This is a genomic window from Limnohabitans sp. TEGF002 (assembly GCF_055395845.1).
In genome coordinates this window covers 2,249,387-2,274,511 of record NZ_AP029224.1, presented here as the reverse complement: position 1 = coordinate 2,274,511, position 25,125 = coordinate 2,249,387, and the positions used below count along the sequence as shown (strand labels likewise).

Genomic DNA, 25,125 nt, shown 5'->3' with positions numbered 1-25,125 from the left:
AGACCCCTATGCCCGTCATCAAAATCCTGCCCCACGCCGAATACTGCCCCAACGGTGCAGAAATCACCGCGCCTGCGGGCACCAGCATCTGCGAAGCCCTGCTCGACAACCACATCAACATCGAACACGCTTGCGACATGAGCGCCGCTTGCACCACCTGCCACGTGGTGGTGCGTGAAGGCTTCAAGAGCCTCAATGAGATGGAAGAAACCGAGGAAGACCTGCTCGACCGCGCCTGGGGTCTGGAGCCCAACTCGCGCTTGAGCTGCCAGGCCTTTGTGGCCAAAAGCGATCTGGTGATCGAGATCCCCCGCTACACGGTCAATCACGCCAAAGAAAACCACTGAACAGACGGAAGCGAAAAGACATGCGCCAAATCGTTCTGGACACCGAAACCACAGGCCTCTCAGCCGAAGGCGGCGACCGCATCATCGAGCTGGGTTGTGTGGAGCTGTATGCCCGCAAGCTCACCGGCAAGAACCTGCATTTCTATTTCAACCCTGAGCGCGACAGCCACGAAGACGCGCTCAAAGTCCACGGCATCAGCAACGAGTTTCTGCGTGACAAGCCCAAGTTTGCCCAGCTGGCCGACGACATCCTCGACTACCTGAGTGATGCGGAACTGATCATCCACAACGCCGCGTTCGACGTCGGCTTTTTGAACAAAGAGCTCGAGCGCGTGGGCAAAAAACCGCTCAAGGCTTACGTCAGCAACGTCATCGACACCTTGGCCATGGCCAAGGAAATGTTCCCTGGCAAGCGCAACAGCCTTGACTCGCTGTGTGACCGCCTTGAAGTCGACAACTCCGGACGCACCTTGCACGGCGCTTTGCTCGACGCCGAGTTGCTGGCCGATGTTTATATCAACATGACGCGCGGCCAAGAGGCTTTGTCGATCGATGCGGGGGATGCCGCAACCAACGGTGCGCAGCAAATGGTGGTGCAAGTGGACTTGAGCACCTTTGTCTTGCCCGTGTTGCCTGCCAATGCCCAAGAGTTGGCCGCACATGACGATGTGTTGGCTCAGTTGGACAAGTCCAGTGGTGGCAAAACCGTCTGGCGTGCGCACCAAGCCGCTTGATTGGTATCGTCAAGACGGGCCAGATACCCCCTTGATTTTTTAGAAAACGCGGGTCAACGGCTGTATTTTTTATGCCATAATTGCGATCTTCGCTGTAAGGCGTAAGGGCGGTTAGCTCAGGGGTAGAGCACTGCATTCACACTGCAGGGGTCGCAAGTTCGAAACTTGCATCGCCCACCACTTTTGGAATTTCCTCTTCCAAATCAACGGCTGTTAGGGTTTTCTTCACACTTGTTTTAGGTTTTCTAAGGCAGTGTTCTAGGAAACCTCATGCGCAAATTCAAACACCCCATCGATCTGAAAGCTGCAGCTGATGCGGCTTCATTTTTCGTTCCTGTTGACGTCACGTTGGCTGAACTGGTCCAAGCGCATTCGCTTGCAAAACCCCGTCTTGAACTGGAGCTGCGGCTCAGAAAATGGTGCGATCCAGTCCATGGTTTCGGCCACGAATCGGCATGGTCCATTTCCAGTGAACGGCTGCAAAAGGCAGCAGAGGCGTTGGTCGAATCAGGCTATGCAACTTCCACAGTCAACAGAGACATTGGTGCCTTGGGACAAGTCTATAGATGGGCTGTTGTGAATCGTCGGATGGCTCCCAGAGGATTTATCTCTCCCACACTTGCCGTCAAGCGCTTCGAGGAAAAAATTCGGTATGTGGCATCGTCAGAGCAGGATATTTTGTCTTTGCGCTTGGCTGCAAAAATGGGCAGAGACCGCTTGTTCACGCTGTTCGTTTGGATGCTGGTGGACTCTGGCGCACGCAAGAGTGAGGTGCTTGAAAGGTCATGGGAAGAGCTTGATATCGCAGGCGGAAAACTCATCGTGCCAAGGACCAAAAACGGTGATTCGCGAACACTGTTTTTTACGCCCGAAACTATGGCATTGGCCAAACGTTTGAAGCCTGCACTGACTGCGGGTTCTGGGGATCGATTGATCTTTGCGGGGAAGAACGGAATCACGCCGATTTGCTATCGAAAGAAGTGGAGCAGCATGACCGGCATGTTGCAACGTCCAGATTTGCGCGTGCATGACATCCGACATTGGGTCGCTGCATCGCTGTTGAGAAATGGCGTGGGTGTTGGAGTTGCCTCGCAAATTCTCGGGCATCGGGATCAGACAATGTTGATGCGTAGGTATGGTCACTTGGACCACATGTCACTTCAAGATGCGCAGCGAGCACGGTGGCAATCGGTCAGTGCTTCAACAGCGAAGCTCAACCCTACATGGTCCTTCGGTGAATATTGCGTCGCAAGTGCAGACCAGGATTGAAAATAAAGCGCGATCAGGTGTCCTCTTCAGGCTGGTGGCCGTCGTTCATGGCAGGTCGAAGACCGGCAGAAACCGACCCAAAGCGGAAATCCATGCCTCCAGATTCTTTAACCTATAGCAGTCATAGATGAACTCACCCGGTCGGACGGGACATCTGTTGAGGAAAATGTTACTGAGTGCTGGCCGTCCTGCGGTGATTCGTCAAGACACTTGCAGCGTTGCAATGAGTGGGCACTTCACCCCCCCTCGCGTAGCGCAGCAACGCTCTACGAGCCCCTGCAGCGCACCTTCGATCCGTTGCAGATCGGCAAGCCGGGCGCGCACGTCGGCCAACTTGTGCTCGGCCTGCTCACGGGCCTCAGTGCAGTGCGCCCCATCCTCCAGTTTGAGCAAATCCGCAACCTCGTCGAGACTGAACCCCAGCCGCTGAGCCGACTTGATGAAGCGCACGCGAGCCTGGTCCGCTTCCCCGTAACGGCGGATGCCGCCCAAAGGCCGGTCGGGCTTCTGCATCAGACCCTTGCGCTGATAGAAGCGGATCGTCTCGACGTTCACCCCGGCGGTCTCGGCCAGGACTCCGATGGTCAGGGTTTCGGCAGATGGATTCATGGCGCTTGACTCCGTACTTAAGTACAGAAGTAAGATTAACCTATGAAACCAGATTCCCCAAGTGATTCTGACGTGAAGGACCGCAGCAGCGGACGCGGTGCTCTACTGATCGGCGGTCTTTCTGCCACCCTGGCCTCCACCTGCTGCCTCGGCCCCCTGGTGCTGGTCACGCTCGGTGTTTCCGGCGCTTGGATCAGCAACCTGACGCTGCTCGAACCCTATCAGCCTCTGTTTATCGGGGCGGCGATGGTGGCGCTTTTCTTCGCCTGCCGCCGCATCTGGCGACCGGCCACCGATTGCGCACCGGGGCAGGTCTGCGCAGTGCCATCGGTCAACCGCAGTTACAAGCTGTTGTTTTGGGTCGTGGTGGCACTGGTCGTTCTCGCACTCGGGTTCCCGCTGATCGCGCCCTGGTTCTATTGAAAGGAAACTGCCATGAAGAAGCTCATTGCGCTGTCCACGCTGGCGGCCCTGTCCTCACCCTTGTGGGCTACCACCCAGACCGTCACACTGTCCGTACCCGGCATGAACTGCGCCACCTGCCCGATCACCGTCAAGAAGGCGTTGACCCAGGTGTCCGGTGTCAGCAAGATCGAGGTGAGCCTGGACAGGCGCGAGGCCAACGTGACCTTCGATGACATTAAGACCAGCGTCGAAGCGCTGACGCGCGCGACCAAGGAGTCGGGTTATCCATCGACCGTGGTGGGTGCGGTCAAATGAACGCCGTGATCCTGGAGTCGAAGCTGACCTGTCCCGAATGCGGTCACACCAAGCTTGAAACCATGCCCACCGATGCCTGCCAGTGGTTCTACGAATGCGAGCAGTGCCACGCTGTGCTCAAGCCGAAGCCAGGTGACTGCTGCGTGTACTGCTCCTACGGCACGGTGCCGTGCCCGCCCATCCAGGAGCGAGGCAAAGGCAGTTGCTGTAGCGGATGATCGCTATTGATCACTCCAGCCGTTGATTCAGGCGCGGCGCATCACTTTCTCAAGCACTACGCTGGACGAATCCGCCAGCCGTGCCACGACCTCCGGTGCCAAGTGAGTCAGTCGCAGCAAGTGGCGCAACTGCGCTAGGTATATGTCTTCGGCCACGGCGATTTCGGCTACCGATGCAGCTCGGTGCTTATAAATTTAAGTTTGGAGAACGGTCATTCGTGAATGGCAGATCATGGCCGACAGGAGACTGCCAGCTGACCTGAGCTGATGACTGCTCTCGCTGCATTCCAGTCATCCCCAAAATCTGATCTCACGAGTACGAGCGATAGAGTCACAATGGGTTATAAAACTTTCTAGAGGTTTGGGGCAGTGCCAAGGACGAAACGGCTTGGCGGCAGGGGTGGTTTGAAGTGCCGCCTTGTAGGGTAATATTTATAGACAAAATTTTTAGACAAAGCCATGCAGAAGTCTTGCCAGTCATGCAGTAATTTATTGATCTCTGACTCAGCTACCACTGGCTTCAGGTGCGGAGTCACCTATTTCAGTCAGCCGCCTGCTGAACGCAAGATGAAAAGAATGGAGACCTATCTTGAAGTTAATGAGATGGACAGCTGTGACCAATACCGATCTCGTGTTGAGCAGCTAAGGACAGACCTTTCAACTCAGTCTCGATTGGCCTGAACTATATTTTCGTTACAAAAACTACAATTTCCATAACACCATTTTTACAGCACATCACGCTTTTGCTCCAGCGTAAAGAGCGAGGTTTAAATCCCAAATTTCATGCACTTTGAGCGACGGCTCTACCTGTGACTCGCTTGAAAGTTGTGGCTCGAAAAGTCTCAGCGTAAAAAGAAATGACACTTGATCAAAGCTGTGGAATTGTTTCGACGATTTAACTGTAATCAAATTCCGCACACTGACTTTGGATCGGGCGCGCACAAATCAATCGACATCTTGCGGTGCCCAACTCATAGAAAGAGGGTGCTCAATGGTCGCCATCAAAACTTTATATACATTGGCCAGTGCGGACCAAAACTCTATGCACATTGCCGGTCTGCTGCGCGAAACTTTATATACATTGGCCGCTCGCCACAAAAAATCTATATACATTGAGCCATCTCTGAGCCACAATGACTATGTGAGAGGTGCTTAAAAAAGCAGCACCGTAAAAAGAAATGACACTGGTTTACAGCTGGCGTCACAGAAGTGAAATTCTAATATCACTTTATAATTACATGGGTATACTACAAGTATACTACTTTGACCCTGTTGAAAACAGCTAAGTTGTTGTTTTTAAAGGGGAAAAGGGTGAAATGTTGGCGTTTTCACACTGCAGGGGTCACAAGTTCGAAACTTGTACTGCCCACCAAAATTCCCGGTTCAAAAAGCACTTGAGAGAAATCTCAAGTGCTTTTTTGTTTTGTTTTGCCACTTTTCTGATGGATGCAATTCGTGTGGACTTAACTGGGTCAGTTGCAGTAAGCTACAAGGTTTTCCACGTAACTTGTTGTCGTTCATGGACAGTCCGCTTCCTTCCATCCCTGCCAAACGCTATTTCACGATCGGTGAAGTGGGTGAGTTGTGCGGTGTCAAACCGCATGTGTTGCGCTATTGGGAGCAGGAATTTACACAGCTTCGACCGGTCAAGCGTCGCGGCAATCGCCGTTATTACCAGCACCACGAAGTCCTGATGATTCGGCGCATACGTGACTTGCTGTATGACCAAGGTTTCACCATCAGTGGTGCACGCAACAGATTGCAAGAACTGGTGCAAACGGACCGCCAAGTGCAAAACGGTTCATCCAACGCCATCGAATCAGGCTATGCAGCTTCCATGACAGGCGCATTGAATGGCGTTTCAGCCGAAACATTCTCTGCTGCAGACATTGAATTTGCCGAAGCAGGCGCACACAGCGCAACGCTGCACAACGAGTTGGTTGCAATTCGTGCCTTGCTGACCCTTTGAGGGTGATTTATCTGGTTATAATTCGAAGCTTGTCGGCGTGTAGCGCAGCCTGGTAGCGCACTTGCATGGGGTGCAAGGGGTCGCGAGTTCGAATCCCGCCACGCCGACCAATTGATCGTACAAAGGCCACCAACTGGGAACAGTTGGTGGCCTTTTGCTTTGGTGCGTGCAACTTTGCATCAACGGCTCACGCGCCTTATGCCCAACCCCTCTGGTGAGTCATCCAGGCAAGCCGCAATAACTGGCTTGCCCCATCAACGTGCTCAGGGCTTGAGCTCTCTGATCACCACTGCCAGGGCATGCCGCAGGTATTGCCCCGCCAGTGAATGCGCGTCCATTGACAGCATGCCGCGTTGTATTGATATGGGTAATTTGATTGATTTATTAATAAATTGATTTTTTATAAATATTTTGTTTTTATTCAGTGTGAAGTATGTGAAACCATAATTTTCCATCTGCTGTTTTTTTGCTTCTCACCAAAAGCGATCAGACCCATGATTGCCAACAAATTTCCTCAAATTTTTTCGGAAAATTCCCTTCGGTTTTGAGGTGTTGTGGGTCCACAATGGTGGGATATCCCTAAAAGGGGATAGGCAGTGCTTGCTTCCCTGCTTAGTATTGGCGAGTCTGATATTTTTATAAGTTCGAATGAGCACCTCAAGCTGCGGTCATGTCTATGTTGTCGATGACAACCCAGACATCCGTTTTTATTTGACCGATCTGCTTCGGCAGATGGGCTATACCGTTGAGGGTTATGACAGTGCGCAAGCTTTTTGGGCTCACTCACTGGACATCTCTCCGGCCGTCTTGGTGCTGGATGTGCGTATGCCCCATATGTCTGGCGTGGATCTGCAAGACAAGATGAGGGCACTGGGAAGACAGACCCCCATCATCTTCATCAGTGGTGAAAGCCAATCTGAAGAAATCATTCAGGCCATGAAGGGGCAACCCATCGAGTTTTTATGGAAGCCGTTTCAAATTCAGGCGCTCATCAACGCGATTGAGCGAGGTTTGGCGCAGGACACCTTGAATCGTCAAGCATTCATCCAAAAAAATGAGATCCGTCGCAAATGGCTGTCTTTGAGTGCGCGAGAGCGTGATGTGTTTGCCTTGATGCTGGAAGGTCACACGAACAAAGGGATTTCCGAGCATCTGGATATCCTTCCTGACACGGCCAAGAAACACCGTGCCAACGTCTTGCAAAAAATGCAGGCACCACAGTTGTCCGATTTGCTGTCCTTGTGCAAAGGACTTGATCCCAGAGTGTTGGAGACATGAACACATCTTGGGAGCCATGGTCCGATGAAGAAGCCGCTGAGCTGCAAAAGCTCAGGGAGGAAGCTCATCTGGACTCCTCTCGCTTTGCCATCGAAAACGCGATCTCTCATGCACAGTTGCTGCAACTGGAGAGCGGTGGGGATTCCTTGTTCTACTCCCCGGCCATCAAGGCGCATTTGGGGCGAAAACTGATCAAGAAATTGCAGATGCGAAACAATGTGTCAGATCCTCACAAGTGATTTTGAATCCGTGAGCCCGTGCGCCCCAAGGGTGTGAGCGTTGAATTTTTAGGTCAAAGAAAAAGCCCCTGCAATCACTTGCAGGGGCTTGTCTTTTTGGCTCCTCAACCTGGGCTCGAACCAGGGACCTACGGATTAACAGAAAACTCGGACGTAGAAAAACCGTTAAAAATCAATGACTTATATCTTAAAAATCAGTTTGTGTAATATTTCGTGTAATTGACTAAAAGTTTCATTATGAAACAATCTCGAAAAACAGTCAAGATTTTGTGTTTTCGAGAGCACTTGATCGTTGAGTTAACAAGCCTGAAGGGCTTATGAAATCAACATTTCGTTGCAACAAGAATTGTTTTGACTATGTACGCTTTCGTGAGCGTAACGATCGGTCAAAGTCAGCAGCTAAAAGACTAAAACTGTGGAATATGTGTGCAATTCATAACGGCTGAATTGCAATGAGACTCAAATCAAAATACGCTCAATCACCGCCTTTTTCTGCTCCAGCGTATAGCCCACAGACCCGTAGTGGGCAAAGTCAGAGGTGTTTCTTCCATGCCCGGTAATGGCCTCGGCGATGGGCACGGGTATATCGCCGCAGGCCTTGAGTCGATCAATAAACGCATGTCTAAACATGTGCGTTCTGAAGCCCAAGTGGCGCATGTACTTGTTTAGCGTGGCAGCACAAGACGTGTTGCCAATCTCGGTTGCGTATTGCGGAATCAGCCACTCACTCTTTTGCTTTGTGGAACGGCGGTAAAGCTCTTTAGCCGCATCAAGCGATGCACCTAGCAAAGGCACGCAGCGAATACTGGCTTGTGTTTTCCGCTTTGTCAGTTGGTTAGGCCTTACCCACAAATGAGGGATGTCGTGGTCCAGCACCAAGTCTTCAAGCCGTGCTAGCACAGGTTCTGAAATACGCATGCCCGTGTTGAGCTGAATGAGTGCCGCAAGCCTTGACTCAATGGGGTGGTCAAGCAAATGGGCCTTGACCTTGCGCAGGTGATCAAGGCTTATCGGCGCAATAGTTCTGGATAGCTCTCCTTCACCACGAATGTATAAGCCGCGAAATGGGCTGAGCCGATCAATGTCCAAATGTTTAAAAGCCATGTTTATCATGGCGTTGAGCATGTTGATATGCCGCCTCACGCTGTTAGGGTGTAGGCCACGTGCCAGCTGACAGTCCCTAAATTGGGTAATGTGTGCATGGCGCAGGTCGTCTAGGGTTACATCGCCAAACTGGCTCACAAAAAGCGAATACGCATGCTGAGCAACAATGCGAAACTTGCGCCGATGTGCAGACGGGTTTTCTCGCATGTAAATATCGTAGGCGTCTGAAAACCTGGGCTTTGTTTGCCACCGCTTTTTGGTCAGATGTTTAGCTACAAGTGCCGACAAAAAATCTTCGTCGAATTCAATGCCGTGGAGACGTACTCTCCGCTGGGAAAGAATCAATAGCTCATCTGTGGACTCTACGGCTACTAGCTCTTTCATGAATCGTCAAACAAACAGACGTAATTGAGCTACACGCTAGCGTCAGCCTCTCAAAAGAGCAACCTGAAACCCGCCACTTGCTCGGGTTTCACCACCATTCTGGTTGCCCAAACCCCTGGTCCGAAAACACACTGTGTGCATACACATAGGAAAACGGTTTTATGGACGCACCCACACAATTTGATGCCAGCCAGCTGAGCTACTTTACTGGCACCACAGCTTACTACCGCATTACCCGAAAACACCTGCTCACCGATGGTACCAAATACCTGGCTGAAGCTGCGGGCGCCTATTGGCTTATGGACGCTGCTGCCAGCCATCTAGATGAAATTGGCACCCAAGACTGGTTCGTGCTCATCAAGCTACAAGTTCAGCAAAGCAGGGCGGTGATGATCTATGAAGATGGCAACGGCCACGAACACGCCCGACAAGAGATTGCCTATACCGACTTCCCGCTCAGCAGCATTGAGCTTTACGCGTGCTGGGACGGACAACACTGGGTGATCATGCTGCCCAGCGAATACTAAATGTCAGATTTCGTCAGCCCCTCGTCAGAAGCCTATCTTTTTGGCTAATATTTTTGCGTCGCAGTACAAAACCCTTCGAATAAACCCTTATGTGAAATGGCGGATTCAAGTACGAGGTGCAACAAAGATGAACCCGGTGATGGGTGGCTGAGGATGTCAAGGCATCATGGCCACTCAAACCGCCAAGTCCAAGTTGCCAGATGTACAAGCACCTCAGCCGAGAAGAACGATACCAAATTCACAGCCTTTTGAAAGCCAAACAGACCATTAGCGAGATTGCCCGATCCCTGGGCAGGAACCGCAGCACCATCAGCCGCGAACTCAGCCGTGGTCGTGGCCAGCGTGGCTACCGCGCCGAACAAGCCTGCGCCAAGGCGTCTGAGCGAGCACAGCGCAGCCGTAATGCCCGCCGTGTAGATTCCAAGGTCTGGTCCGATGTGGATTTCTACCTGGGCATTCAATGGAGCCCCGAGCAGATTGCAGGCAAGGTGGCGGTCAGCCATGAGAGCGTCTATTTGCATGTCTATGCGAACAAGGCTGCCGGTGGTGATTTACACACGCACCTGCGCAGCCAAAAGCCCCGGCGCAAACGCCACCTGTGCGGGCGTGACAGGCGTGGCCAGATCCCGAACCGCCGCCCGATCAGCGAGAGACCAAGTCACATTGAAGATCGCAAGCAAGTGGGCCACTGGGAGGGAGATACCGTCATTGGCGCGGCTCACAAACAAGCCATCGTGACACTGGTAGAACGCAAGAGTGGCTTTGCTGTGCTGGCCAAAGTGCCCAACAAGTCTGCCGATTTGGTGGGCCGGGCCATTGAAGCCAAGCTCAAGCCCGTGAACTCACGGGTGAAGACCTTGACGGTGGACAACGGCAAGGAGTTTGCCGATCACCAGGCCATCGATCAGGCCCTTGGCATCCAGACTTACTTTGCCGATCCGTATTGCAGCTGGCAGCGCGGCAGCAACGAGAACTTCAATGGTTTGCTGCGCCAATACATTCCCAAAAAGCGGCGCATGGAAACTGTCACCGATGAGGAGTTGACTATGATCGAAAACAGATTGAATCACCGGCCCAGAAAGCGGCTCGGATTCAAGACGCCATACGAGGTGTTTCACGCCTCGTTGAACCGTGTTGCACTTCGTCCTTGAATCCACCAATATAATAATAAATTAAAATTCGCACAAAACGTTTGCCCCGCGCAAACATGCCCACCGCGCTTGCTGACCGTGACACAGCATGGCGGTAGCGTGCCAAAAGCCTGCTAACCAGCACGCAAACCCAAAAAAACATGACCACCCGCCGCGCCCAGCTGCAAGAATACACCGACTTTAGGGTGTTGCGCATGTTGCAGGCCAACCCCGACCTCACCCAGCGCGAAATCGCCCAGCAGTTGGGCATTAGCACCAGCGGGCTCAACTACTGCCTTAAGGCGCTTATCGACAAAGGCCTGGTCAAGGTGCAAAACTTTAGCCAAAGCAAAAACAAATTTGGCTACATCTATGTGCTCACCCCACAAGGTATTGCCGAAAAGATGGCTCTGACCAGTCGCTTCTTGAGACGCAAGATGGCAGAGTACGAAGCGCTGAAGATGGAAATTGAGGCACTAAAGTTGGAGGCGGGTGGTGATGACAAAAAAGGAATTCATCAAGCATGACTAAAAAGCAAGAATCAGTTTTGGTAACAGGTGCTGATGGTTTTATCGGCTCCCATTTAACCGAACTTCTCGTTCGAGAGGGCTACAAAGTCAAAGCCCTGTCGCAGTACAACTCATTTAACCACTGGGGCTGGCTAGAAGATATTGAATGTCGCGACCAGATTGACGTCCTGAATGGTGATGTGCGCGACCCACATTACTGCAAACACATCACCAAAGATGTAGACATTGTTTTTCATCTGGCTGCACTGATCGCGATTCCTTACTCTTATATTGCACCCGATAGTTACGTTGACACCAATATCAAGGGCACGCTCAATATCTGCCAAGCGGCAATGGAAAATGGCGTTAAACGCGTGATCCACACTTCCACCAGCGAGGTTTATGGCACTGCACAGTACGTACCAATCGACGAAAAACATCCGTTGCAACCACAGTCGCCCTACAGCGCATCCAAGATCGGCGCTGACGCGATGGCAATGAGTTTCTTCAATGCTTTCAATCTGCCGGTTACTATCGCGCGTCCGTTCAATACCTACGGACCACGTCAGTCGGCGCGCGCAGTGATCCCTACCATCATCACGCAGATCGCTAACGGCAAGAAGCAGATCAAGCTAGGCGACGTCTCGCCAACACGCGACTTCAACTACGTGCTGGACACCTGTCGCGGTTTTCTAGAACTGGCTCGTTTTGACGCGGCCATCGGCGAGACCGTCAACATTGGCTCTAATTACGAAATTTCCGTCGGCGACACCTTGGCGCTGATCCGTGAGCTGATGGGCAGCGATGTCGAATTCCTTGCCGACGAGCAGCGTATCCGCCCAGAGAAGTCGGAGGTCTTCCGCCTGTGGTGCGATAACACTAAGATACAAGCCATGACTGGCTTTAAGCCGAGTTTCGATATCCGCGCCGGGCTGCAGGCCACAGTCGATTGGTTTACCAATCCGGACAATCTCCGGAAGTACAAAGCCGACATCTACAACGTTTGAGGCAGGCATGTTCGACTCTCTCATCCGTTTCGTCCGCGACCAGTACCGCACCGACGAGTTCATCCCGCTGCATGCGCCGGTATTTCGGGGCCGTGAGCGCGAGCTGGTGCTGGAAAGCATTGATTCGACGTTCGTCTCCAGCGTCGGCGCCTACGTCGATCGCTTTGAAAAGAAAATGGCCGCGTTCACGACCAGCCCGCGCGCCGTGGCGGTGATGAACGGCACGGCTGCCCTACACATCGCGCTGAAACTGGCCGACGTGGTACCGGGCGACTTGGTGGTCACGCAGTCGCTGACGTTCGTGGCTACCTGTAACGCGATAGCATATTGCAGTGCGGAGCCGCTCTTCGTGGACGTTGATCGCCACACGCTAGGCCTGTCGCCAACAGCGCTGGATGCCTGGCTGTCAGAACATGCTCTGATCGACGACCATGGTGATTGCCGCACTCGCATTGGGCACCGCCGAATCCGTGCTTGCCTGCCGATGCATACCTTCGGCCATCCGGTCGAGCTGGATGCGCTGATTGCTGTCTGTGAGCGTTGGCAACTGATTCTTATCGAAGATGCGGCCGAATCTCTTGGTAGTTATTACAAGGGCCGCCACACTGGTAACTTCGGCAAGATCGGCGTGCTGAGCTTCAACGGCAACAAGATCATGACCACTGGCGGTGGCGGCATGCTGCTGACCGACGAGGATATCGGCAAGCGCGCCAAGCACCTGACCACCACCGCGAAGATTCCGCATCCCTACGAGTTCGTGCACGACGAGATAGGTTACAACTATCGACTCCCAAATCTGAACGCAGCACTTGGATGTGCTCAGCTAGAGCAGCTGCCTGCCTTTCTCGCTTCCAAGCGAGCCCTGGCTGCACGCTATATTGAGTTCTTCAAAGACAGTGATCTTCAGCCTATCATCGAGCCCAAAGATTGCGGCTCTAACTACTGGCTGAACGGCGTCATCTGCCAAGATGCAGCGCAGCGCGACGCGCTGCTTAAGTCGACTAATGACGCGGGCGTCATGACACGCCCGATTTGGGCTCTAATGACGAGTCTGCCCATCTATGCGAATGCCATACGCGGACCGCTGGACAATGCCGAGTGGCTCGAGGCCCGTGTCGTCAACCTGCCAAGCAGCGTACTGCCAGAGGCAACCACCCAATGAGTCAAATTGGCATTTTTGGCACATCGGGCATGGCAAGAGAAGCAGGTGATATCGCTTGGGAACTTGATTTGGAACCGGTTTATGTTGCGCGCGATCAGGCAGAGCTGGATGCGTGCGAGTTTCCGGGCCATGTCATTCTCGAAAGTGATGTAGATCGAAATCAGGAAATGGGCTATGTGATTGGCATCGGCGACAACAGTATTCGTCAGCGCATTGCGCAGCGCTATGTCGGGCGTCTGCGTTTTGCCAATCTGATTCATCCAAGCGCATCCTTTGGCAAAGGGCAGCGCGAGCTGCTTGAAGTCAAGCAAGGCCTTATCGTCTGTGCCGGTGTGCGCTTCACAAACAATATTCAGGTTGGAGACTTTTGTATCTTCAACCTGAATTCAACCATCAGTCACGACGTTGTGATCGATGAATGCGTCTATGTAGCGCCAGGCGCCCACATCACTGGCAATGTTCACATCGAATCCCGTGCCTGGATTGGAACCGGAGTTGCTATTAATCAGGGCACTGAAAGTTTAAAGCGCCGCATTGGTGCAGACACAACGATTGGCTCTGGCGCAGTTGTCGTGAAGGACTGTGAACCAAATGGGATTTATGCTGGCATCCCCGCCAGGAGAATCAAATGAGGACATTAATCATTGCCGAGGCTGGTGTTAATCACAACGGGGACATCGGCCTTGCCAAAAAATTAATCGCTGCTGCGGCGGCGGCTGGAGCTGATCTGGTTAAGTTTCAGACCTTCTCCGCAAAAAATCTTGTTTCTTCGTCTGCGCCAAAAGCTGAATACCAGAAAAAAACAACAGAGAGCAGTGAAAGCCAGCTTGAGATGATTCAAAAGCTTGAGCTCTCGCGGGGGGACCATGTTGTACTGATGGAGGAGTGCCGCGCGCACGGAATCGGTTTTTTCTCCACCGCATTTGATTCCCAGAGTTTTGATTTGCTCATGGAATTGGGCTGTCTTGAACAAGTCAAGATACCCTCAGGTGAGTTGACCAACTTGCCGCTACTGCGCTACATGACTAGCTTCGGCAAGCCTTTATTACTTTCGACGGGTATGGCCAACCTTGGTGAGATCGAAGCTGCCATAGAAGCTGTTGAAGCAGCAGGTACCCCCCGCCACTTGATTACCGTCTTGCATTGCACGACGGAGTACCCGACGCCAATGGAAGATGTGAATCTCCGCGCGATGGTCGCGATGAGGCAGGCTTTCGGTGTGAATACGGGTTACTCGGATCATACCCCTGGCATAGAAATTCCAATCGCAGCGGTCGCGTTGGGCGCAACCGTCATCGAAAAGCATTTCACGCTGGATCGTAATTTACCTGGTCCAGACCACAAAGCCAGCTTAGAACCGCACGAGCTCAAAGCAATGGTCGAAGGTATTCGCAATGTAGAGCGAGCGCTCGGCGATGGAGTCAAGCGTCCAAGCCCCAGTGAGCTGAAGAACAAGTCGATCGCGCGAAAGTCGTTGGTAGCCATTCGCCCGATTCGTGCTGGCGAGACTTTCAGCTCAGAAAATATCGCCGCTAAACGTCCAGGTACGGGCTTGTCTCCAATGCGTTGGGACGAAGTGATCGGCCGCACCGCAATCAAGGACTTCGCTGTTGACGAGTTGATTACGCTATGAGTCGGAAGATCTGCATCATTACAGGTACGCGAGCAGAATTCGGTCTGCTGCGCTGGCTTATGCAAGAAATCCAGACCGAACCGAGCCTGGAGCTGCAGGTAATTGCTACTGGCATGCATCTATCACCGGAATTTGGCCTGACTTATCTTGAGGTGGAGCAAGCAGGTTTCGCAATTGATGCCAAAGTGGAGATGCTTGTAAGTGCTGATACTGCCACTGCAGTGACCAAATCCATGGGCCTGGGCTTGATAGGCTTCTCTGATGCCTATTCGCGGCTTTCACCGGACTTGATCGTTGTTCTGGGCGACCGTTTTGAAATCCTAGCCGCAGCTTCTGCTGCCCTGATCGCAGGAATTCCTATTGCCCATCTGCATGGTGGCGAAATAACCGAAGGGGCCTTTGATGAGGCAATTCGACACTCCATCACGAAGATGTCCCACCTTCATTTTGTCGCAGCAGAAGATTATCGACGGCGCGTGATTCAGCTCGGTGAACATCCTGATCGTGTGTTTTTGGTCGGTGGATTGGGCATCGATGCGATTAAGCGAGTCACTTTGCTTGACCGCGCAGCCTTAGAAACATCGCTGGACTTCAAACTAGGCCAGAAAAACCTCCTTATTACCTTCCACCCAGTCACCCTCGATGGTGCAAGTTCGCAGCGACAGATGTCAGAACTTCTAGCAGCCTTGGAGGAGTTAACAGACACGAATTTGATTTTTACTATGCCTAACGCCGATACCGGCGGACGTGAGCTGGCAAAGATGCTGGATGCCTTCGTCGCATCTCATGGTAATGCGCGTGTGTATGCATCGCTGGGCCAGTTGCGTTATCTGTCGTGCATGCGATATGTGGATGGCGTGGTTGGCAACTCTTCAAGCGGGATCGCCGAAGCGCCAAGCTTGGGGGTCGCAACAATAAATATCGGCGATCGGCAAAAAGGAAGGCTGCTTGCCAGTAGTGTTATTAATTGCCAACCCACAGTCGACAGCATACGCAAGGCGTTGAATAAGATATTTGATCCAGTGTTCCGATCAACGTTGGACCAAACCATTAATCCGTATGGGAGTGGTGGGGCAAGCAAGAGAATCGTCGAGGTCTTGAGGACGCACTCCATCGACAATTTGTTAAAAAAATCGTTCTATGATATTCGAATTGATATTTAGTTAAATCGCATTATTTTACAAAGTCATTTAATTCAAAAAACGGTTTGCAACTAAATTGAAAAAGTAAGTATCTATGAATTCTGGTAATAAAATTGCAGTGATTGGCCTTGGATATGTGGGGTTACCACTTGCTGTTGAATTTGGAAAGACACGTCCAGTTCTAGGCTTTGATATCAACGATGCACGCATTGCTGAATTGCGAGCCGGTAAGGACAGTACCCTTGAAGTTGATTCAAAAGATTTGCTTGCAGCTGCTCAACTGGAATTCAGCAGTTCCCGCAGCAAGCTCGCAGATTGCAGTGTTTTCATTATTACAGTACCGACCCCAATCGATACTGCCAACCGCCCTGACTTGACACCCATCATCAAGGCCAGCGAAACTGTGGGAAAGGCCATGAAGGCAGGCGCAATTGTCATTTACGAATCGACGGTTTACCCTGGTTGCACCGAGGAAGTTTGTGTGCCCATCCTGGAAAAGGAGTCGGGCCTGATGTTCAACGAGGGTTTCTTCTGTGGCTACAGTCCTGAGCGTATCAACCCAGGTGACAAGGTCAATACGCTGACCACCATCAAAAAGATCACCAGCGGCAGTACTCCCGCAGTTGCCGAGGCTGTTGATGCGCTCTATCGCGGAATTATCAAAGCTGGGACATGGAAGGCAAGCAGTCTCAAGGTCGCTGAAGCCGCAAAAGTTATCGAGAATAGTCAGCGCGATTTAAACATAGCCTTCGTCAATGAGTTGTCTGTTATTTTTGATCGACTCGGTATCGACACAACAGAAGTACTGGAGGCTGCTGGCAGCAAGTGGAATTTCCTTCCATTCAGACCTGGGATGGTAGGAGGGCACTGCATTGGAGTTGACCCTTATTACTTGACCCACAAGGCCGAGCAGGTTGGATATCACCCTCAAGTCATTCTGGCTGGAAGACGCATCAATGACAATATGGCACGGTATGCTGCCAGAAATATTGTCAGACTGATGTTGAAAAACGGGATTGACGTTGCCCGCAGCACAGTTGGTGTGATGGGCATTACTTTCAAAGAGAACTGTCCTGATATTCGCAACAGCAAAGTTGCTGATTTGGTCAAGGAATTAAAGCATTGGGGTGTCAACGTCGTCGTTACCGATCCGTGGGCTAATGCTGAAGAAGTAGAGCATGAGTACGGAATCAAGGTGGGCACAATTGATGAAAATAATCCTGTGGATTCATTGATCGTGGCCGTGGGGCACGCAGAGTTTCGAGCCATGAAGCCCATTGAATTAAAGGCCTTTTGCAAGGCAGAGAGACAGCCGGTCTTAGGAGATCTAAAGAGTCTGTTTGATCGGCATGCCTGCTTAGAGGTGGGCTTTAAAGTTTTTCGTTTATAAAATGAAGAGTTGGGAAAATACACTGATAGCGCCCACGCTTGCGTTGCGTGCAGCTCTTCAGACGATTAATGACGTCGGCTGCCAAATGGCCTTGGTAGTGGATCAGAATCGTCGTTTGTTAGGTACGCTAAGCGATGGTGATATCCGTCGAGCTTTGCTGCGAGGGTTGACGCTCGATATGCCAGTATCTGAGGCCATGCACACAACTCCGACAGTTGTGCATGACCGAGATGATCGGAAAACGCGTTTAGGACTGATTAAGCGTCTTGGCCTTCACCAGTTACCTATAGTTGATAACCAAGGGCATGTTGTTGGACTTGAGATCGTTGATGACTATTTGCAAGTCCACATCCGTGAGGAAACTGTAGTCATCATGGCGGGTGGTCTAGGCAGTCGCCTGAAGGAATTGACCCGGGATACCCCTAAACCCATGCTGAACGTGGGTTCTCGTCCAATTCTAGAAACCATCGTCCTATCTTTCTCTGAGCAAGGTTTCCGTCATTTTTATTTTGCAGTTAATTACAAAGCTGATCAGATTGAAAGTCACTTCGGCGACGGGTCCCGGTTCGGCATTGAATTGAAATATTTGCGTGAACAGCAACGCATGGGCACAGCCGGTGCACTCAGCTTGCTGCCCGCAGAGCTTGAGCACCCTATCGTCGTGACGAATGCTGATCTGCTGACCAGGGTAGACTATGTTTCGATGGTTGATAATCATCTGTCAGCTGGCGCTGACGCGACAATGGGTGTTCGCAAATACGAGATGCAAGTGCCATTTGGCGTGATTCAGGAGCAAGACGGCCGGATTTCCAGTATTTTTGAGAAACCCGTGCATCAGTTTATGGTGAGCGCAGGGGTGTACGTGTTGTCACCATCAGTCCTCAAGCTAGTTCCGCGCGATCAGTTTTTCGATATGCCGACGCTCTTCGAGTCCATTTCGGAGCAGGGTCTCTACGCCCGTTCTCACCATATAGATGGGTATTGGCTCGATATTGGCCAGCCATCGGACTTTGAACGAGCCAATCATGATTTTCACGAGATATTCAGATGATCGGTACGCTCAAAGTGCTCGCGCTGATCCCTGCCCGGGGAGGATCGAAGGGCCTGCCCGGCAAGAATATTTTGCCAATTTGCGGCAAACCACTGATCCAGTGGACGATCGATGAGGCGCGAGCGTCTCGTTATATCGACCGCCTAATCCTGTCCTCGGATGACGATGAGATCATGGCGGTTGCAGCCGCCGGCGGGTGTGAGACGCCTTTCAGGCGTGACACAAATCTCGGCGGTGATACTGCCTCGTCCATCGATGTTGTTGCTGACGCGCTGGAGCGTGTTCCTGGCTACGATATTGTTGTATTGCTACAACCAACCTCGCCGTTGCGTAAAGTTAGCGACATTGACGGCGCTATAGAACGCCTCGAATCAAGCAGCGCGCCAGCTTGTGTGACTGTTCGTGCAGCCGAGGAGCATCCCTACTGGACGTTTTATGCCGATGAGCAAGGATGTCTCGTGCATTATGTCAAGCCGCCAGCCGGCATACCAATACGGCGTCAAGACCTTCCCGAGGCTTGGTGCCTAAACGGCGCAGTTTATGCAGTGCGTACGGAATGGTTTCTCAGAAATCGCAGCTTTCTTACAGCTGATACCGTTTTTTACCCAATGCCAGCTGAACGTTCTATTGACATAGATACCCAAACTGATGTCGAACGCCTTATTGATATCGTGCAACGAATGACGCAACCTTCCTCAAATAGCCAGCCCAACATTGGACAAACCTGAAAGTGACCCCATGAAAAAACGAGACGTCGTCAATCAATATAACCTGCCCAATGAAGTGAAATATTGCAAACTTTGCACAATGTCAAACCAACGTCCACGCATTACGTTTGATGAGCATGGTGTCTGTTCTGCATGTAATTTTGCTCATTTCAAAAGAACCAAGATCAATTGGGAAGAGCGTGAGCGAGAGCTCATTGAACTATGCAACCGCTTTAGAAAGAGCAACGGTGAATATGATGTGATTGTTCCTTGTAGCGGCGGCAAGGATGGCAGCTTTGTCGCTCACCAGCTGAAGTTCAAGTATGGCATGAATCCGTTGACCGTTACGTGGGCACCGCTCAAAGCGACCGAGATAGGCCGCCGCAATCTCGATGCATTCATTCAATCGGGCTTCGATAATGTGCTAGGAACGCCTAATGGTCAGATTACCCGTAAGCTCACCCGCCTAGCAACTCAACACTTGGGTGATCCGTTTCAGCCGTTCATTTACGGCCAGACAAACTACCCGATGCACATGGCCATTAAACACAATGTGCAGTTGATCATGTATGGAGAGAACGGGGAGGTCGAATACGGCGGCGACATGAAGAATGCTTTCAGTCCGACACGCGAAATCAAGGATCATGATAAGCATTATTTCTCCGGCCTGCCACCAGAGTTTTGGGTTGAACATGGGGTGAGCCAGGCCGACCTGAAGCCATTCATGGCACCTAGCTACGATTCGATTATGGAAAACAAGACCGAGATTCATTTTTTCGGCTACTACAAATTTTGGGATCCACAAGAAAATTTCTACTACTGTCGCGAGCATACCGGGTTCCAACCGAATAGCGAACGTTCGGAAGGCACCTACTCGAAGTACGCAAGCCTCGATGACCGTATCGACGGTTACCACTACTACCTCGGTTTCATCAAGTTCGGCATAGGGCGCACGACTTCGGATGCGGCACACGAAATCCGCGACGGCAAGATCACGCGTGAGGAAGGCATTGCACTAGTGCGTCGCTACGACGGTGAGTTTCCGCAGCGTTACTACAAGGAATTCCTAGATTACTGTGGCATCACGGACGAGGAGTTCCAGGCCGTCGTTGATAGCTGGCGCTCGGATCACTTGTGGAGCAAGACCGACGAAGGCTGGGAGCTGAAGCACGCCGTCTGGCACGACGACATGACGAGCTGAACGCATGAAGAAGATTCGCCTGATCCCGCGCCTTGACATCAAAGGACCCAATCTCATCAAGGGCATCCATCTCGAGGGCCTTCGAGTAATGGGTGACCCGCAGGAATTCGCACGCCGCTACTACGAGCAGGGCGCCGATGAGCTGTTGTACGTCGATGTCGTGGCGAGCCTGTATGGACGCAACAGCCTGCACGACATTATCGAGCGCGCTGCACGCGATGTGTTCGTGCCGCTGACGGTGACGGGTGGGATCAGGTCGGTCGACGATGTGCGACGCATCCTCCGCGCGGGCGCCGACAAGATTGGCATCAACACCGCCGCGACCAAGCGCCCGGAGTTGATCCGCGAGGTAGCGCGCAAATTCGGCTCCCAGTGCATGGTACTGTCCATCGAGGCCAAACGCATCTCCGAGGGCCGATGGGAGGTTTACACAGACAACGGTCGCGAGAAGACTGGCTTGGACGTCGTCGAATGGGCTCAGCTTGGTACCGAGCTCGGCGCGGGCGAGATCCTGCTGACATCCGTAGACCAGGAAGGCACTCGCGAGGGCTTCGACATTGCGCTGCTCGCGGCCGTCTCCAAAGTTGTACCGGTCCCCGTGATCGCCAGCGGAGGCATGGGAAAGCTGGACGACGTGGTCACAGCTGTTCAGGAAGGCGCGGCTGATGCCGTCGCCATGGCCGACATGTTGCACTATGGCCGAGCGACCGTGAGCGATATCCGCGACGCCGCGCGTGAAGCAGGCCTGAATGTGAGAACAGTATGAGCGAGAGCATAGTCACCATCGTCGACTACGGCAGCGGCAATCTGCTGAGCGTCGCTCGCGCCCTCGAGCATGTTGGCGCCACAGCGCGGCTGTCCCACGACCCCGCTGAGATCGAGAGCGCCGAGCTCCTGCTGCTTCCAGGCGTGGGCGCCTTCGCGGACGGCATGCAGGGCCTGCGCGAGTATGGCCTGATTGAGCCCATTCGTCGCTATGCCGCCTCGGGCCGGGCGCTGCTGGGCATCTGCCTTGGCATGCAGATGCTGGCCAGCCTAAGTGAGGAGTTCGGTGAGCATGAAGGCCTGGACCTGATCCCTGGGCGCGTAGTGTCGGTGCCGTCGCAGGACGTCGACGGTTCGACGCAAAAGATCCCCCACATCGGTTGGGCCGACCTGAGCCCGGCTATGCCGGGCGGCTGGGCCGGCACGATGTTCGAAGGCGTGCGCGAGGGCACCTCAGTTTATCTGGTGCATTCCTTCCATTTCGAGCCGAGCGACGCCGCGCATCGCCTGGCCGACTGTTTTTATGGCGGCCACCGCATCACGGCGGCTGTCCGCTCGGGCCGCATCATCGGCTGCCAGTTCCATCCCGAGAAGAGTGGCGAGGCCGGGCTGCGTCTACTTAAAGGCTTCCTCGCAATATGAACTTGTTGGGGGCACTCCAAGTCACTGAGTCAAAGTTGAAATTCGCTGAGGGCAGCGAAAAGTTGAGTTACCGCCCTGACATAGATGGTCTGCGAGCTGTTGCCATCACAAGTGTGATCCTGTTTCATTTTGGTCTAGGCGCACCCGGTGGATATGTTGGGGTGGATATATTTTTCGTAATTTCTGGGTACCTGATTACAAAAAGTCTGCTGCTTAGCAGCTCAGCCGGGGTGAGCGGCTTGGCTAGGTTCGCGGCTCGCCGCGCGAGGCGTTTATTGCCGGTCCTGATCTTGGTGTGTTGTGTCACCGTCGGCATGGCGCTAATGCTGTTGATGCCAGACGAGTTGGTGGCTTTTGGCAAGAGCCTTAGGGCATCTTTGCTGTTCTACTCCAACCAGCATTTCTATGCCCAAGCTGGCTATTTCGATGCCCCTTCTCTTACCAAACCTCTGCTACACACATGGTCGTTGGGGGTCGAAGGGCAGTTTTACCTGACCTTCTCGATGGTGATAATGCTACTGCGGCGAAATCTTTTGGGGCCGCATCAAGCTGTCGGCGCAACGATAGTGGCCGTATTGCTGACTCTGTCGCTAGTCTACAGTATCTTCCTAGTAGGAAGTGATCCAGGACAGGCGTACTACTCATTGTCGTCGCGTGCCTGGGAATTTCTGGCCGGCGCGATGTTGGCGACTAATGTGCTCCCGCGTCCGCAGCGGCCGACGATCGTACTAGGGATGCAGCTGACTGGGCTTGCCATGATCGTCGGAGCTGTTTTCTTTTACTCCAGTGGCACACCGTTTCCAGGCTGGAGCGCACTGCTGCCAGTCAGCGGGGCTTGCCTGCTGATCTATTCTCACTCCATCGGCGCTGCAGCACCGATTTCGCGCCTGCTTGCGGCGCCGCCTTTTGTCTGGATCGGCAAGATGTCGTACTCGATATATCTATGGCACTGGCCTTTACTTGTACTTATGCCTTTTGCGCTGGGGCGCAACGGTGGGCTATTGCACACGGTGGTGATGATACTGTTGACTGTGGGTTTGGCGACGATAAGCTACTACTACGTTGAGCGGCCTATTAATAGATGGAGTTTTTCACCGCCAGCCCAGCGTTTTCTCGGAACTGGTCTGATCATAGTCTTCTTCGTGTTACTAATCAGTGCCATTTCTTTTGAGCGTAGTGACGGTTGGCCTACCCGCCTCCCGCAACAGGCGCTTTCCTACGCCGCCGCTAAGCATGATATAGCCCCTAAGGCTGATAGCTGCCACACCGTAGCATTGGAAAGGGTGCTTAGCGGTGACGTCTGTATCCTTGGTGCAGCAAGCGTAACCCCCGAGTTTATGATCTGGGGTGATTCGCATGCTCATGCTATGTACGGTGCCTTCGACCGATTGGCACGCGAGCGCGGCTTGGGCGGGCGTCATGCTAGTTACGCTGCCTGTCCGCCGGTTTTAAATGCGCGTATCGCAGGTAAGTCTTTTGACAACTGTGTCCGCTTCAATAATGCAATGCTTGACAATATCAATGCCAGCGGCGTCCGTCACGTATTCCTGCTGGCGCGCTGGGCAGTCTACGTACATGGTTTCACCCCAAATGGCGTCGAGCATGGCACTGAACCGCTTCTGGCCGACGATTCAGGCTCCACTCCTGAGCAATTATTCGAGCGCGGCCTAGAGCATACACTGCAGCGCCTAGCCGCACCCGGTCGCACCATTTACTTAGTAGGGCAGATTCCCGAGGCACAATATGATCTTCCATTTGCGCTGGCTCGCTCGACACTACCGCTCGGTCTGGATGCCGATGCACTTCGGCCGCGCCGCTCGGATATAGAGGCTCGTCAAGTATTCGTCAATCAGAAAATGGGGCTTCTAGCCTCGCGTTACGGCGCGAAAGTTGTTAACACTCTTGATCAGATGTGTGACGCACAAGCGTGCAGCATCGTGAATTCTGGGCGTTCTCTCTACAGAGACGGTGATCACCTGTCTAACTTTGGCGCCCAATACTTTTCTAAAGCTTTGGGGCATATTTTCGATGAAATAAAGCGCGAAAAATCCCTAAGTGTAGTGGGGGAGACGCGATGAATTTCCTGCGGACAGGATCCATCTATGCCGCCGCCAACGTGGTGTCGGCGGCGGTACCGTTCCTGCTGCTGCCACTGCTGACCCGCGTGCTGTCGCCGGACGAGTACGGCCACGTCGTGGTCTTCTCGTTGCTCGTGACCTTGTGCATGACTCTGGCCGGCCTCAACGCTCATGCAGCGCTCGGCGTACTCTGGTTCAAAAAGCCGCGCGAGGAGATGCCGCCCTTCACCGCCACGGCGCTGGCGCTGGCTATCATCAGCACAGGGGTTGTCGCCGGTCTGGTCGCCGCCGTGCTCGAGCACTTGCCGGGCCTGGCTGCCGGCATCACACCGATCTGGGGCGCCGTGGCCGCGCTGACGGCTGGTGCCGGCGTGGTGCTGCAATGCCGCCTGGTGCTATGGCAGAGCCAACAGCAGCCAGTGCGCAATGCCTTGCTGCAGGTCTCGTCCAGCACCGTCAACGTGGGCCTGTCGCTTCTGGCCGTGTTGGGCCTGGGCCTGGGCAGCGCCGGCCGCAACGGTGGCATTGCTGCAGCTGCATTACTAATGGCCCTGGTGGCTCTGGTGCTGTTCGTGCGCGCCCGCGAGGTTCGCTGGGCGCCCTCGTCCAGTCAACTGCGGGAACTCGTCAACTTCGGCCTGCCGCTGATCCTGCACACACTGGCCGGTGTGCTACTCGGCAGCGCCGACCGCTGGACCGTCTCCGTCCACCTCGGCAGCCATGCCCTGGGCGTGTATGGTGCTGGCGCCCAGCTCGGCATGGTCATGGGCATTCTGGCCGACGCCTTCGTCAAGGCCTATGGCCCCTGGCTCTATGTTAAGCTGGCCTCAAAGGACGCCGCCGACCGCCATGTCGCTGTCGGTGCGGTATATGTGGCCATGCCGGCCTTCTTCGTGCTGGCCGCCTTGGTCGGAGTGGCCCTGCAATGGGCCAGCCCCCTGCTGCTTGGCGCCAAATACCATGAAGCCGCCACAGTACTGCCCTGGTTCATGCTGGGCGGCGCCTTCAGCGGCGTCTACCTAAGCACCTCGGTGCTGTTCTTCTTCTCGGCACGCACAGGCCTGCTGTCGCTCACCACGACGAGCGCCGCCGTCTGTGGCGCCCTGTGTACTTGGCTGCTGGTGTCACGGCTGGGCGTGGACGGAGCCGCCATGGGCTTTGCCACGACGCAGGGCCTGCTGGCCCTGTTCACGACCCTCGTCGCGATGAAGTCCTTCAACCTGCCATGGGGCCAGCCTGTCCAGGCCCTACGTGTCTTGCGCCAGCGCGCCTTCCCGACCCCGCGTCCTGGCCCTGGCACCTCCATCTAA

Annotated in this window: 28 protein-coding genes and 2 tRNA genes; 27 read left to right on the top strand and 3 right to left on the bottom strand. The window is 53.4% G+C overall.

Translation table 11 applies throughout. From position 1 onward, the window contains the following. The first annotated feature begins 8 nt into the window (after positions 1 to 8). The 4 genes from fdx (at position 9) to ACZ5SR_RS11285 (ending at position 2,350) form a co-directional block, all read left to right on the top strand. A complete protein-coding gene (fdx, locus tag ACZ5SR_RS11300; protein ID WP_464448774.1) occupies positions 9 to 347 on the top strand; it encodes an ISC system 2Fe-2S type ferredoxin in 339 nt (112 codons plus the stop codon). 20 nt (positions 348 to 367) lie between these two features. After that, positions 368 to 1,081: a DNA polymerase III subunit epsilon gene (gene dnaQ, locus ACZ5SR_RS11295; protein ID WP_464448773.1), complete on the top strand. Its 714-nt coding sequence runs from the start codon at positions 368 to 370 to the stop codon at positions 1,079 to 1,081. 105 nt (positions 1,082 to 1,186) lie between these two features. Continuing rightward, positions 1,187 to 1,261 (top strand) — tRNA-Val (locus ACZ5SR_RS11290). 90 nt (positions 1,262 to 1,351) lie between these two features. Beyond that, positions 1,352 to 2,350, top strand: coding sequence for a tyrosine-type recombinase/integrase (locus ACZ5SR_RS11285; RefSeq protein WP_464448772.1), 999 nt, complete (start codon positions 1,352 to 1,354; stop codon positions 2,348 to 2,350). 201 nt (positions 2,351 to 2,551) lie between these two features. On the opposite strand, the gene merR is transcribed toward ACZ5SR_RS11285, so the two are convergent. Then, on the bottom strand, positions 2,552 to 2,959 hold the full coding sequence (gene merR / locus ACZ5SR_RS11280; protein ID WP_464448771.1) for an Hg(II)-responsive transcriptional regulator: 408 nt from the start codon (positions 2,957 to 2,959) through the stop codon (positions 2,552 to 2,554). A gap of 42 nt (positions 2,960 to 3,001) precedes the next feature. Here merR and merT point away from each other — a divergent pair, with 42 nt between their 5' ends. Genes merT through ACZ5SR_RS11265 form a run of 3 tightly spaced genes read left to right on the top strand, consistent with a single transcriptional unit; the run spans position 3,002 to position 3,897 of the window. Further along, positions 3,002 to 3,382 (top strand): mercuric ion transporter MerT, encoded by a 381-nt coding sequence (merT, locus tag ACZ5SR_RS11275; RefSeq protein ID WP_464448770.1) that lies wholly within the window; start codon positions 3,002 to 3,004, stop codon positions 3,380 to 3,382. A gap of 12 nt (positions 3,383 to 3,394) precedes the next feature. After that, positions 3,395 to 3,679 (top strand): mercury resistance system periplasmic binding protein MerP, encoded by a 285-nt coding sequence (merP, locus tag ACZ5SR_RS11270; protein WP_464448769.1) that lies wholly within the window; start codon positions 3,395 to 3,397, stop codon positions 3,677 to 3,679. Then, positions 3,676 to 3,897: a GDCCVxC domain-containing (seleno)protein gene (locus ACZ5SR_RS11265; protein WP_464448768.1), complete on the top strand. Its 222-nt coding sequence runs from the start codon at positions 3,676 to 3,678 to the stop codon at positions 3,895 to 3,897. The genes merP and ACZ5SR_RS11265 overlap by 4 nt, the downstream gene beginning before the upstream one ends. 27 nt (positions 3,898 to 3,924) lie before the next feature. Here the strand turns inward: ACZ5SR_RS11265 and ACZ5SR_RS11260 are convergent, their stop codons facing one another. Next, the gene (locus ACZ5SR_RS11260; protein ID WP_464448767.1) at positions 3,925 to 4,053 is read right to left on the bottom strand and encodes a hypothetical protein; all 129 of its coding nucleotides are present in this window, start codon (positions 4,051 to 4,053) and stop codon (positions 3,925 to 3,927) included. 1,363 nt (positions 4,054 to 5,416) lie between these two features. On the opposite strand from ACZ5SR_RS11260, the gene ACZ5SR_RS11255 reads away from it, so the two are divergent. The 4 genes from ACZ5SR_RS11255 (at position 5,417) to ACZ5SR_RS11240 (ending at position 7,383) form a co-directional block, all read left to right on the top strand. Next, positions 5,417 to 5,866 (top strand): MerR family transcriptional regulator, encoded by a 450-nt coding sequence (locus tag ACZ5SR_RS11255; RefSeq protein WP_464448766.1) that lies wholly within the window; start codon positions 5,417 to 5,419, stop codon positions 5,864 to 5,866. Positions 5,867 to 5,899: 33 nt separating this feature from the next. Next, a tRNA-Pro gene (locus ACZ5SR_RS11250) sits at positions 5,900 to 5,976 on the top strand. Positions 5,977 to 6,514: 538 nt separating this feature from the next. Next, complete coding sequence (locus tag ACZ5SR_RS11245; RefSeq protein ID WP_464448765.1) at positions 6,515 to 7,144, top strand: response regulator transcription factor; 630 nt, start codon at positions 6,515 to 6,517, stop codon at positions 7,142 to 7,144. Next, entirely contained in the window at positions 7,141 to 7,383 is a 243-nt protein-coding gene (locus tag ACZ5SR_RS11240; protein WP_464448764.1) for a hypothetical protein, read from the top strand. The genes ACZ5SR_RS11245 and ACZ5SR_RS11240 overlap by 4 nt, the downstream gene beginning before the upstream one ends. Before the next feature lie 459 nt (positions 7,384 to 7,842). Here the strand turns inward: ACZ5SR_RS11240 and ACZ5SR_RS11235 are convergent, their stop codons facing one another. Further along, entirely contained in the window at positions 7,843 to 8,871 is a 1,029-nt protein-coding gene (locus tag ACZ5SR_RS11235) for a tyrosine-type recombinase/integrase (protein WP_464448763.1), read from the bottom strand. 161 nt (positions 8,872 to 9,032) lie between these two features. On the opposite strand from ACZ5SR_RS11235, the gene ACZ5SR_RS11230 reads away from it, so the two are divergent. From ACZ5SR_RS11230 to ACZ5SR_RS11155, 16 genes are all read left to right on the top strand, one after another. Beyond that, complete coding sequence (locus ACZ5SR_RS11230; RefSeq protein WP_464448762.1) at positions 9,033 to 9,398, top strand: DUF6876 family protein; 366 nt, start codon at positions 9,033 to 9,035, stop codon at positions 9,396 to 9,398. Between the two features lie 200 nt (positions 9,399 to 9,598). Next, positions 9,599 to 10,549, top strand: a complete 951-nt coding sequence (locus tag ACZ5SR_RS11225) for an IS30 family transposase (RefSeq protein WP_464448415.1) — start codon at positions 9,599 to 9,601, stop codon at positions 10,547 to 10,549. Positions 10,550 to 10,689: 140 nt separating this feature from the next. Then, positions 10,690 to 11,055, top strand: a complete 366-nt coding sequence (locus ACZ5SR_RS11220; RefSeq protein ID WP_464448761.1) for a MarR family EPS-associated transcriptional regulator — start codon at positions 10,690 to 10,692, stop codon at positions 11,053 to 11,055. Continuing rightward, positions 11,052 to 12,044 carry an NAD-dependent 4,6-dehydratase LegB gene (locus tag ACZ5SR_RS11215; RefSeq protein WP_464448760.1) on the top strand — a complete coding sequence of 331 codons (993 nt, stop codon included), beginning with the start codon at positions 11,052 to 11,054 and terminating at the stop codon, positions 12,042 to 12,044. The genes ACZ5SR_RS11220 and ACZ5SR_RS11215 overlap by 4 nt, the downstream gene beginning before the upstream one ends. Positions 12,045 to 12,051: 7 nt before the next feature. Then, positions 12,052 to 13,206 carry a LegC family aminotransferase gene (locus ACZ5SR_RS11210; RefSeq protein ID WP_464448759.1) on the top strand — a complete coding sequence of 385 codons (1,155 nt, stop codon included), beginning with the start codon at positions 12,052 to 12,054 and terminating at the stop codon, positions 13,204 to 13,206. Then, complete coding sequence (locus ACZ5SR_RS11205; protein WP_464448758.1) at positions 13,203 to 13,838, top strand: PglD-related sugar-binding protein; 636 nt, start codon at positions 13,203 to 13,205, stop codon at positions 13,836 to 13,838. The genes ACZ5SR_RS11210 and ACZ5SR_RS11205 overlap by 4 nt, the downstream gene beginning before the upstream one ends. After that, on the top strand, positions 13,835 to 14,839 hold the full coding sequence (gene neuB, locus ACZ5SR_RS11200) for an N-acetylneuraminate synthase (RefSeq protein WP_464448757.1): 1,005 nt from the start codon (positions 13,835 to 13,837) through the stop codon (positions 14,837 to 14,839). The genes ACZ5SR_RS11205 and neuB overlap by 4 nt, the downstream gene beginning before the upstream one ends. Next, positions 14,836 to 16,002: a UDP-N-acetylglucosamine 2-epimerase gene (neuC, locus tag ACZ5SR_RS11195; RefSeq protein WP_464448756.1), complete on the top strand. Its 1,167-nt coding sequence runs from the start codon at positions 14,836 to 14,838 to the stop codon at positions 16,000 to 16,002. Before neuB ends, neuC begins: the two co-directional genes overlap by 4 nt. A 73-nt stretch (positions 16,003 to 16,075) precedes the next feature. Continuing rightward, positions 16,076 to 17,371, top strand: coding sequence for a nucleotide sugar dehydrogenase (locus ACZ5SR_RS11190; RefSeq protein WP_464448755.1), 1,296 nt, complete (start codon positions 16,076 to 16,078; stop codon positions 17,369 to 17,371). Between the two features lies 1 nt (position 17,372). Beyond that, positions 17,373 to 18,422 (top strand): nucleotidyltransferase family protein, encoded by a 1,050-nt coding sequence (locus tag ACZ5SR_RS11185; RefSeq protein WP_464448754.1) that lies wholly within the window; start codon positions 17,373 to 17,375, stop codon positions 18,420 to 18,422. After that, complete coding sequence (locus ACZ5SR_RS11180) at positions 18,419 to 19,150, top strand: acylneuraminate cytidylyltransferase family protein (RefSeq protein ID WP_464448753.1); 732 nt, start codon at positions 18,419 to 18,421, stop codon at positions 19,148 to 19,150. Before ACZ5SR_RS11185 ends, ACZ5SR_RS11180 begins: the two co-directional genes overlap by 4 nt. 10 nt (positions 19,151 to 19,160) lie before the next feature. Next, entirely contained in the window at positions 19,161 to 20,330 is a 1,170-nt protein-coding gene (locus ACZ5SR_RS11175; RefSeq protein ID WP_464448752.1) for an N-acetyl sugar amidotransferase, read from the top strand. Positions 20,331 to 20,334: 4 nt separating this feature from the next. Beyond that, complete coding sequence (hisF, locus tag ACZ5SR_RS11170) at positions 20,335 to 21,096, top strand: imidazole glycerol phosphate synthase subunit HisF (RefSeq protein ID WP_464448751.1); 762 nt, start codon at positions 20,335 to 20,337, stop codon at positions 21,094 to 21,096. Beyond that, complete coding sequence (gene hisH / locus ACZ5SR_RS11165; RefSeq protein WP_464448750.1) at positions 21,093 to 21,737, top strand: imidazole glycerol phosphate synthase subunit HisH; 645 nt, start codon at positions 21,093 to 21,095, stop codon at positions 21,735 to 21,737. Before hisF ends, hisH begins: the two co-directional genes overlap by 4 nt. A 35-nt stretch (positions 21,738 to 21,772) precedes the next feature. Further along, positions 21,773 to 23,815 (top strand): acyltransferase family protein, encoded by a 2,043-nt coding sequence (locus ACZ5SR_RS11160; protein WP_464448749.1) that lies wholly within the window; start codon positions 21,773 to 21,775, stop codon positions 23,813 to 23,815. Then, positions 23,812 to 25,125, top strand: a complete 1,314-nt coding sequence (locus tag ACZ5SR_RS11155; protein WP_464448748.1) for a lipopolysaccharide biosynthesis protein — start codon at positions 23,812 to 23,814, stop codon at positions 25,123 to 25,125. Before ACZ5SR_RS11160 ends, ACZ5SR_RS11155 begins: the two co-directional genes overlap by 4 nt.

Bases quoted from the DNA above. Each gene is read 5' to 3' on its own strand.
- fdx (WP_464448774.1), top strand. From the start codon at position 9: ATGCCCGTCATCAAAATCCTGCCCCACGCCGAATACTGCCCCAACGGT.
- dnaQ (WP_464448773.1), top strand. From the start codon at position 368: ATGCGCCAAATCGTTCTGGACACCGAAACCACAGGCCTCTCAGCCGAA.
- ACZ5SR_RS11285 (WP_464448772.1), top strand. From the start codon at position 1,352: ATGCGCAAATTCAAACACCCCATCGATCTGAAAGCTGCAGCTGATGCG.
- merR (WP_464448771.1), bottom strand. From the start codon at position 2,959: ATGAATCCATCTGCCGAAACCCTGACCATCGGAGTCCTGGCCGAGACC.
- merT (WP_464448770.1), top strand. From the start codon at position 3,002: ATGAAACCAGATTCCCCAAGTGATTCTGACGTGAAGGACCGCAGCAGC.
- merP (WP_464448769.1), top strand. From the start codon at position 3,395: ATGAAGAAGCTCATTGCGCTGTCCACGCTGGCGGCCCTGTCCTCACCC.
- ACZ5SR_RS11265 (WP_464448768.1), top strand. From the start codon at position 3,676: ATGAACGCCGTGATCCTGGAGTCGAAGCTGACCTGTCCCGAATGCGGT.
- ACZ5SR_RS11255 (WP_464448766.1), top strand. From the start codon at position 5,417: ATGGACAGTCCGCTTCCTTCCATCCCTGCCAAACGCTATTTCACGATC.
- ACZ5SR_RS11245 (WP_464448765.1), top strand. From the start codon at position 6,515: ATGAGCACCTCAAGCTGCGGTCATGTCTATGTTGTCGATGACAACCCA.
- ACZ5SR_RS11240 (WP_464448764.1), top strand. From the start codon at position 7,141: ATGAACACATCTTGGGAGCCATGGTCCGATGAAGAAGCCGCTGAGCTG.
- ACZ5SR_RS11235 (WP_464448763.1), bottom strand. From the start codon at position 8,871: ATGAAAGAGCTAGTAGCCGTAGAGTCCACAGATGAGCTATTGATTCTT.
- ACZ5SR_RS11230 (WP_464448762.1), top strand. From the start codon at position 9,033: ATGGACGCACCCACACAATTTGATGCCAGCCAGCTGAGCTACTTTACT.
- ACZ5SR_RS11225 (WP_464448415.1), top strand. From the start codon at position 9,599: ATGTACAAGCACCTCAGCCGAGAAGAACGATACCAAATTCACAGCCTT.
- ACZ5SR_RS11220 (WP_464448761.1), top strand. From the start codon at position 10,690: ATGACCACCCGCCGCGCCCAGCTGCAAGAATACACCGACTTTAGGGTG.
- ACZ5SR_RS11215 (WP_464448760.1), top strand. From the start codon at position 11,052: ATGACTAAAAAGCAAGAATCAGTTTTGGTAACAGGTGCTGATGGTTTT.
- ACZ5SR_RS11210 (WP_464448759.1), top strand. From the start codon at position 12,052: ATGTTCGACTCTCTCATCCGTTTCGTCCGCGACCAGTACCGCACCGAC.
- ACZ5SR_RS11205 (WP_464448758.1), top strand. From the start codon at position 13,203: ATGAGTCAAATTGGCATTTTTGGCACATCGGGCATGGCAAGAGAAGCA.
- neuB (WP_464448757.1), top strand. From the start codon at position 13,835: ATGAGGACATTAATCATTGCCGAGGCTGGTGTTAATCACAACGGGGAC.
- neuC (WP_464448756.1), top strand. From the start codon at position 14,836: ATGAGTCGGAAGATCTGCATCATTACAGGTACGCGAGCAGAATTCGGT.
- ACZ5SR_RS11190 (WP_464448755.1), top strand. From the start codon at position 16,076: ATGAATTCTGGTAATAAAATTGCAGTGATTGGCCTTGGATATGTGGGG.
- ACZ5SR_RS11185 (WP_464448754.1), top strand. From the start codon at position 17,373: ATGAAGAGTTGGGAAAATACACTGATAGCGCCCACGCTTGCGTTGCGT.
- ACZ5SR_RS11180 (WP_464448753.1), top strand. From the start codon at position 18,419: ATGATCGGTACGCTCAAAGTGCTCGCGCTGATCCCTGCCCGGGGAGGA.
- ACZ5SR_RS11175 (WP_464448752.1), top strand. From the start codon at position 19,161: ATGAAAAAACGAGACGTCGTCAATCAATATAACCTGCCCAATGAAGTG.
- hisF (WP_464448751.1), top strand. From the start codon at position 20,335: ATGAAGAAGATTCGCCTGATCCCGCGCCTTGACATCAAAGGACCCAAT.
- hisH (WP_464448750.1), top strand. From the start codon at position 21,093: ATGAGCGAGAGCATAGTCACCATCGTCGACTACGGCAGCGGCAATCTG.
- ACZ5SR_RS11155 (WP_464448748.1), top strand. From the start codon at position 23,812: ATGAATTTCCTGCGGACAGGATCCATCTATGCCGCCGCCAACGTGGTG.